Source organism: Streptomyces sp. NPDC057654, assembly GCF_042800135.1.
GTDB lineage: Bacteria > Actinomycetota > Actinomycetes > Streptomycetales > Streptomycetaceae > Streptomyces.
The window spans coordinates 1-6,608 of the sequence record NZ_JBHVHQ010000468.1 but is presented as its reverse complement, the minus strand read 5'-3'; the positions used below and the strand labels follow the sequence as shown (position 1 = coordinate 6,608).

8 protein-coding genes and 1 pseudogene are annotated in these 6,608 nt (G+C 67.1%); 4 read left to right on the top strand and 5 right to left on the bottom strand.

Annotated elements, in window-relative coordinates; translation table 11 throughout:
• From ACFU99_RS28020 to ACFU99_RS28000, 5 genes are all read right to left on the bottom strand, one after another.
• Positions 1–1,041: M1 family metallopeptidase (locus tag ACFU99_RS28020; protein ID WP_384397122.1), on the bottom strand; the 1,041-nt coding region annotated here is incomplete at its 3' end.
• A 32-nt stretch (positions 1,042–1,073) separates the two neighbouring features.
• Complete coding sequence (locus ACFU99_RS28015) at positions 1,074–1,970, bottom strand: M28 family peptidase (protein ID WP_384397120.1); 897 nt, start codon at positions 1,968–1,970, stop codon at positions 1,074–1,076.
• A 173-nt stretch (positions 1,971–2,143) separates the two neighbouring features.
• Positions 2,144–3,568 (bottom strand): M1 family metallopeptidase, encoded by a 1,425-nt coding sequence (locus ACFU99_RS28010; protein ID WP_384397119.1) that lies wholly within the window; start codon positions 3,566–3,568, stop codon positions 2,144–2,146.
• Between the two features lie 39 nt (positions 3,569–3,607).
• Positions 3,608–4,498: a M28 family peptidase gene (locus ACFU99_RS28005; RefSeq protein ID WP_384397116.1), complete on the bottom strand. Its 891-nt coding sequence runs from the start codon at positions 4,496–4,498 to the stop codon at positions 3,608–3,610.
• A 102-nt stretch (positions 4,499–4,600) separates the two neighbouring features.
• Complete coding sequence (locus ACFU99_RS28000) at positions 4,601–5,026, bottom strand: ATP-binding protein (protein ID WP_384397113.1); 426 nt, start codon at positions 5,024–5,026, stop codon at positions 4,601–4,603.
• A gap of 266 nt (positions 5,027–5,292) precedes the next feature.
• Between ACFU99_RS28000 and ACFU99_RS27995 the strand changes: the two are divergent.
• From ACFU99_RS27995 to ACFU99_RS27980, 4 genes and pseudogenes are all read left to right on the top strand, one after another.
• Positions 5,293–5,487 (top strand): annotated as a pseudogene (locus tag ACFU99_RS27995) (helix-turn-helix domain-containing protein); the annotation flags it as partial.
• A 33-nt stretch (positions 5,488–5,520) separates the two neighbouring features.
• Positions 5,521–6,174, top strand: a complete 654-nt coding sequence (locus tag ACFU99_RS27990; RefSeq protein ID WP_384397125.1) for a DUF5753 domain-containing protein — start codon at positions 5,521–5,523, stop codon at positions 6,172–6,174.
• Between the two features lie 9 nt (positions 6,175–6,183).
• The gene (locus ACFU99_RS27985; protein WP_384397110.1) at positions 6,184–6,366 is read left to right on the top strand and encodes a DUF397 domain-containing protein; all 183 of its coding nucleotides are present in this window, start codon (positions 6,184–6,186) and stop codon (positions 6,364–6,366) included.
• A 29-nt stretch (positions 6,367–6,395) separates the two neighbouring features.
• The gene (locus ACFU99_RS27980) at positions 6,396–6,581 is read left to right on the top strand and encodes a DUF397 domain-containing protein (RefSeq protein ID WP_384397107.1); all 186 of its coding nucleotides are present in this window, start codon (positions 6,396–6,398) and stop codon (positions 6,579–6,581) included.
• Positions 6,582–6,608 lie beyond the last annotated feature (27 nt).

Genomic DNA, 6,608 nt, shown 5'->3' with positions numbered 1-6,608 from the left:
GTACTTGGCGAAGCATTCGTTGAGGCAGCCGTTGCGCCAGTCGGCGACGGTGACGCTGTCGCCGAACCACTGGTGGGCGTTCTCATGGATCATCGGCAAGTCGGCGAGCGGCCCGATCATCCCTCCGTACGTGGGGCGGGTCTGCGTCTCCAAGGAGACGCTGCCTTCGCCCTTTCCGTCGCTGGCGCCGGGGGCGATTCCGCCGGCGGAGGAGAACGGGTACGGGCCGAACTTCGACGACAGGAAGTCGATGATCTCCGGGAGCCGCTCCATCCATTCCTGGGCCCCCTCATTGCCGGGGCTGTAGGCATTGATGACGGGTGTGCCGTCCGTGAGCTTCGAGGTACGCACCATGAACTTGTCGACGGCGAAGGCGCTCAGATAGGTGGCCATCGGCTCGTCCTCGTGCCAGCGGAAGGTCTTGGTGGCCTTGCCGTCGGCGTTCTTGCCGGTGGTGGTCTTGCCGGGCAGCCCGCTGCCGATCGCGGTCCAGCCGTCCGGGACGGTGGCGGTGAGCGCGAAGGTGGCCTTGTTGGAGGGGTGGTCGTTCGAGGGGAACCAGGAGGTGGCCGAGTGGGGCTCGCCCGAGACGAACGCGCCGCCGTCCTTGAGGGTGTTCCAGCCTTCGTCGGCCGGCTTGCCCGCGTAGCGGACGCGGACCGTGAATTTCTTGCCCTTGGTCAGTTGCTTGGCGGGGGTGATGTCCAGCTTGTGGGCGCCGGAGCGGGAGAACGCCTTGGCGGGCGCGCCGTTGATGTCGACGGAGGCGACCTTGAAACCCTTCAGGTCCAGGCTGAACCGGTCGAGGTCCTCAGTGGCCTTGGCGGTGATGGTGGTGTCGCCGTCGAGGTAATAGGTGTGGGCGGGGTCGTAGCCGACGTGCACGTCGTAGTGCGAGACGCGGTATCCGGAGTTGCCGTCGTCGGGGTAGTACGGGTCGCCCGCGCTGCCCCCGCCGTTGGCGGCCGAGGCCGGCAGGGCGGACAGGACGAGGCTGCCGACGATCGCGCCCAGCAGGGCGAAGCGGCGTGGTGTACGCATGAGGTGGCGTCCGTTCCTGTTGGGGTCAGGGGTCAGCGGGTGGCGGCGAGCTGCCAGATCACGCTGTTGATGGCGTTGGCGCTGGTGGTTTCGAGCTTCGGGTCCACGTTGTCGAACCGGTCGCATGCCATGTGCGTGCAGTCGTCGAGGTCCGTGGCGAGGGAGGTGACGGGGATGCCGGCCTTGTGGAACGAGGAGTGGTCCGATCCGGCGTCACCGGCTTGGACTTCGAAAATCGGGATGTTCTTGGCCGCGAGGTACTTCTCGAAGGCGTCTGTGGCCTCCTCGCTGTCGCGCATGATGATCATCTGCTTGAACGTCTTGCTGCCGGTCATGTCGAAGTTCATGTAGGCGTCGACCTTCTTGCGGTCGGCGGTGGGGAGTTTCTTGAGGTACTGGGCGGAGCCCACCAGGCCCTCCTCCTCGGCGTCCCACCATGCGAAGCGCAGGTGGCGCTTGGGCTTGAGATGTCCCTTGGCCACGGCCTGGGCGGTGGCGAGGATGGCGGCCGAGCCGGAGCCGTTGTCGTTGATTCCCGGGCCCGCCTTGACGCTGTCGAGGTGTGCGCCCGCGAAGAGGGTGTGGTTGGTGTCGCCGCCGGGCCAGTCCGCGATGAGGTTGTGACCGGCGGTGCCCTTGTACGTGAAGGAATCGATGCGGGTGGTGAAGCCCGCCTTGTCGAGCACGCCCTTCACGTACGCCAGCGAGCGCTCGTAGCCCTTGGTGCCGAAGGCGCGATTGCCGCCGCTGCGGTCCGCGATCTTCTGGAACTCCTTCAGATGGCCCATGACGTTCTGCTCGGAGATGGCGGGCGGTGCTGCCTGTGTGCGGCCCGGTGTCGCACCGGCCGGTACGGCTCCGGCTCCGAGCAGCGCGAGGCCGAGCCCCGCGGCTCCGACTGCGTACGTACGACGGCTGGCCAACTTCATAGGTCGCTCCCTCGGTCGGTCGGTACTCCGGCACCGGAAGGTGCCTTCGTCGACCAGACGTCCGGGCGGGGCGCGGGTTGCGCCGCACGCCCCGGTACGTGCCGCAGGCCCGCCCCGGAGCGGGAGCGGGCCTGCTGACGTAACGGATATTGACGGGCAATCAAACCAGGGGGTTACTTCGCCAGTTTGGCCAGTGAGCCCGGGTAGAGGTACTTCTTCTCCGGGATCTTGGTGCTGTGCGCCCAGGCGTTGAAGAATCCGGTGAGGTTCTTCCCGGATACCTTCTGGGCGAGCTTCTCGAATTGCGGGAATGTCGCGTTGCCGTCGCGGTGGTCGTGGGTCCACTGCTTGAGGGTCGCGAAGAACGCCTTGTCGCCGACGGTGCGGCGCAGCGCGTGGACCATCAGCGACCCCTTGTCGTACAACGCCGGGTCGATCTCCTTGCCCTTTCCGGGGTCGTAGAGTTTGACGCCCCAGTACTCGGGGTTGTTCTTGTTCTCCTCCACGGTGTCGCGGTAGAAGCCCTTGTCGATGTCGGAGCCGTTGTGCTCCTCCCAGAGCTGGCTGGCGTACTGCGCGAAGCATTCGTTGAGGCAGCCGTTGCGCCAGTCGGCGACCGTGACGCTGTCGCCGAACCACTGGTGGGCGTTCTCGTGGGTCATCGACATGTCGAACATCGTCCCGGTGTACGTGGGACGGGTCTGCGTCTCCAGCGCGCCCGGGCCGCCCCCGTCGCCGCCGTTGACGACGATTCCGCCGGCGGAGGAGAACGGGTACGGGCCGAACTTCGACGCGAAGAAGTCGAGGATCTCCGGGAGTTGGCCTTCCCACTCCTGGCTCGCCGCTGCGGTGCCGGGACTGTATGCGTGGATGACGGGCGTGCCGTCTTTCATCTTCGAGGTGTGCACCGTGAACTTGTCGACGGCGAAGGCGCTCAGATAGGTGGCGAGCGGTTTGTCCTCGTGCCAGCGGAAGGTCTTGGTGGCCTTGCCGTCCGAACCCTTCCCCGGCGTGGTCTTGCCGGGCAGCCCGCTGCCGATGGCGGTCCAGCCCTCCGGAACGGTCGCGGTGAGCTGGAAGGTGGCCTTGTCCGAGGGGTGGTCATTGCTCGGGTACCAGTCCCGCGACGAATGCGGTTCCCCGGATACGTACGCCCCGCCGTCCTCCATGGTGTTCCAGGCGTCGCCGGTCGGCTTGCCCGCGTAGCGGACGCGGACCGTGAATTTCTTGCCCTTGGCGAGCTGTTGGGCCGGGGTGATGTCCAGCTTGTGTTCACTGGAGCGGGAGAAGGTTTTGGCGGGGGCGCCGTTGATGTCGACGGAGGCGACCTTGAAGCCCTTCAGGTCCAGGCTGAAGCGGTCCAGGGCTTCGGTTGCCGTGGCGGTGACGGTGGTGTCGCCGTCGAGGTAGTGGGTGCGGGCCGGGTCGTAGCCCACGCGCACGTCGTAGTGCGTGACGTTGTAACCGGAGTTGCCGTCGTCGGGGTAGTACGGGTCGCCCGCGCCGCCTCCGCCGTTGGCGGCCGACGCGGGCAGGGTGGACAGCGCGAGGCTGCCGACGAGTGCTCCCATCAGGGCGAACCGGTGTGGTGTACGCATGAGGTGGCGTCCGTTCCTGTCGGGGTCAGGGGGCAGGAGTCAGCGAGTGGTGGCGAGCTTCCAGACCACGCCGGTGATGGCGTTGGCGCTCGTGGTCTCCGTCTTCGGGTCCACGTTGTCGATCCGGTCGCACGCCTCGTGCAGGCAGTTGCCGACGCCCGTGTTGAAGCCGGAGGTGGGGATTCCGGCCTTGCCGAACGATTCGTGGTCCGAGCCGCCGACGCCGATGTCGAAGGTGGGGAGCTTCTTGGCCGCGAAATAGTCCTCGAACGCGTCCGTGGCCTCCTTGCCGTCGTGCACGACGAGCCACTGCTGCACGTTCTTGGTGCCGGTCATGTCGAAGTTCAGATAGGTGTCGATCTTCTTGCGCTCGGCGGCGGGAAGCTTCTTGAGGTACTGGGCGGAGCCCACCAGGCCCTCTTCCTCCGCGTCCCACCAGGCGAAGCGCAGATGGCGCTTGGGCTTGAGGTGGCCCTTGGCCACGGCCTGGGCGGTGGCGAGGGTGGCGGCCGAGCCGGAGCCGTTGTCGTTGATTCCCGGGCCTGCCTTGACGCTGTCGAGGTGTGCGCCCGTGAAGAGGGTGTGGTTGGTGTCGCCGCCGGGCCAGTCCGCGATGAGGTTGTGCCCGACGGTGCCCTTGTACGTGAAGGAGTCGATACGGGTCTTGAAGCCCGACTTGTCGAGCACGCCCTTCACGTACTCCAGCGACTGCTCATGCCCCTTGGTGCCGAAGGCGCGGTTGCCGCCGTTACGGTCCGCGATCTTCTGGAGGGCGTCCAGGTGCGGCATGACGTCCTGCTCGGAGATGGCGGGCGGCGTCGTCTGCGTACGGGCCGGGGCCGCCCCGGCCGGTACGGCACCGGCCCCGAGCAGGGCGAGGCCGAGCCCCACGGCCCCGACCGTGTACGTACGACGGTTGGCCAACTTCATGGACGCTCCTTCGGTCGGTCGGTATTCCGGCACCGAAAAAGGTGCCTTCGCCGACCAGACGTCCGGCCGGGGCGGGGGTTGCGTCACCACCCGCTCCGCGTGTCACCCCGCGAGCTGAAACCAGACGGCTTTCCCCGGCCCCGGCCCGTGCGCGCACACGCCCCACTCGGAGGCGCACGCCCCGATGAGCAGGAGCCCGCGCCCGTTCTCCTGCGCCTCGGTCGGCGCACTCTCCTTGGGCAGGCCCGGGGCCCCGTCGTGGACCAGTACGCGCAGCGATCCTTTCGCGTCCCACTCGGCGTAGAGGGTGACGGGTTCCGAACACCCGCTGCCGATGGAGGCGTTGACCGCGTTGGTCACCGCTTCGGAGGTGAGGAGGACGGCGACGTCGACGAGATCGGCCCGGTCGGCGGCCGCGAGTGCCGTGCGCATGGCCTGTCGGGCGGTATGGACCCATCCGGGGCGGGGTGGGAAGACGAGGGAGAAGTCGGGCCGCGGTTCGGTGGCGGTCGCGGTGCTGGGACACATGGCGTGACTCCTTTGGTCACTGGGTGCCAACCCCCGGCGGGTGCGCTCGTGCAGGCGCGGACGTACTGAGGGCACGCTGCGCGTATGCGTCCACGGGACGCTTCCGGTTTGCTCCGGGGCGGGCGATTCGTCTTCGACCATAGGAAGGATGTTTCGTAAGTTACAACCGCTTCCGCACTTCTTCCCTCGGATGAGTGGGTCTCCAGCGCTTGCATGGACCGGCGGTTGAGGCCGCGCGAGACTGTGCGGCGAGACGAGGAGGGCGGATGCCACCGAGGAGCCAGCCGAGCGAACGGCAGCGACGGCTAGGCGCCGAACTGCGGAAGCTGCGTACCAGCGCCGGACTTTCGGGGGACCAGGTCGCCGCGATCATCGACGCGGACCGTCAACGCGTTAGCAACATCGAGGCCGGCCGCGTTGACGTTCCACGTAATGGTCTGCACAAGCTGCTCCGCGCCTTCGGCTGCTCGGAGGGCCCGCTCTTCGAGGGGCTCATGGCGATGGCGCAGGACCGAGGGAAGGGGTGGTGGGATTCCTACGGCGACGTTATGGGGCGTCCAGCGCTCGACCTGGCCGAACTGGAATCCCAGTCGGTGAGTGTCCGTTCCCATGAACTGTTGGTCGTCCCGGGCCTGCTCCAGACCGCTGACTACGCGCGAGCCATCTGCGAAGCCGCTGACGGCCAGGACGAGGCCGTGGACCGGTACGTGGAGTTCCGCCTTGCCCGACAGCAGATCCTCCAGCGTGGTACGCCCGCGACCTGTCACGCCGTGATCCACGAAGCGGCGCTGCATATGCGGGCAGGTGACCCCCGCATCATGAGGCAGCAACTGAGACGGCTCATCGAGGTGGCCAGGCTCCCCAACGTCACGGTGCAGATCTTCCCGTTCGAGGCGGGGGCGTACTCCGCGATCAGCCGTGCCTTCGTCATCTTCGGCCGCGCGACGCCGGACCTCGACACCGTACGTCTGGAACGGCCGATCGACTCTGCGGTCCTGCGGGACAAGGATCAGGCGGACAAGTACAAGAGGATTTTCGCCAAGCTGACCGAGCTGGCCCTACCGCCGGTTGACCCGGACATCCGCCCTGAGTCCCATGAGGCCCGGGATTCCCTGAGCCTCATTCAACATGTCATGCACGCCCTCTGAAGGAGTCATATGTCCAACCCTGTATGGCAGAAGTCGTCGTTCAGTGGCAGTGGCCAGGACGACTGCGTGGAGGTGGCGGCCGGGCTCGACGGCAGTATCCGTGTCCGTGAGAGCGATGATCCGGAGGCGGTGCTGGCGACGAGCCGTCCCGCTTGGGGCGCGTTGCTCGAAAGCATCAAGGCGGGTGACTGAGGCGGCACGCGCCTCGTGAAAGGAATGCCATGCCAGAGCATCAGTGGCAGAAGTCGAGCTTCAGCGGAGGCAGCATTAACGGTGAGTGCGTAGAGGTGGTGGCCGGGCTCGACGGCAGTATCCGTGTCCGTGAGAGTGACGCCCCGGATGTGGTGCTGGCGGCGAGCCGTTCCGCCTGGGGTGCGTTCCTCCGTAGCGTCAAAGCCGAAAGCTGAGACGCCGACGCGCCGGCGGGGCCATCC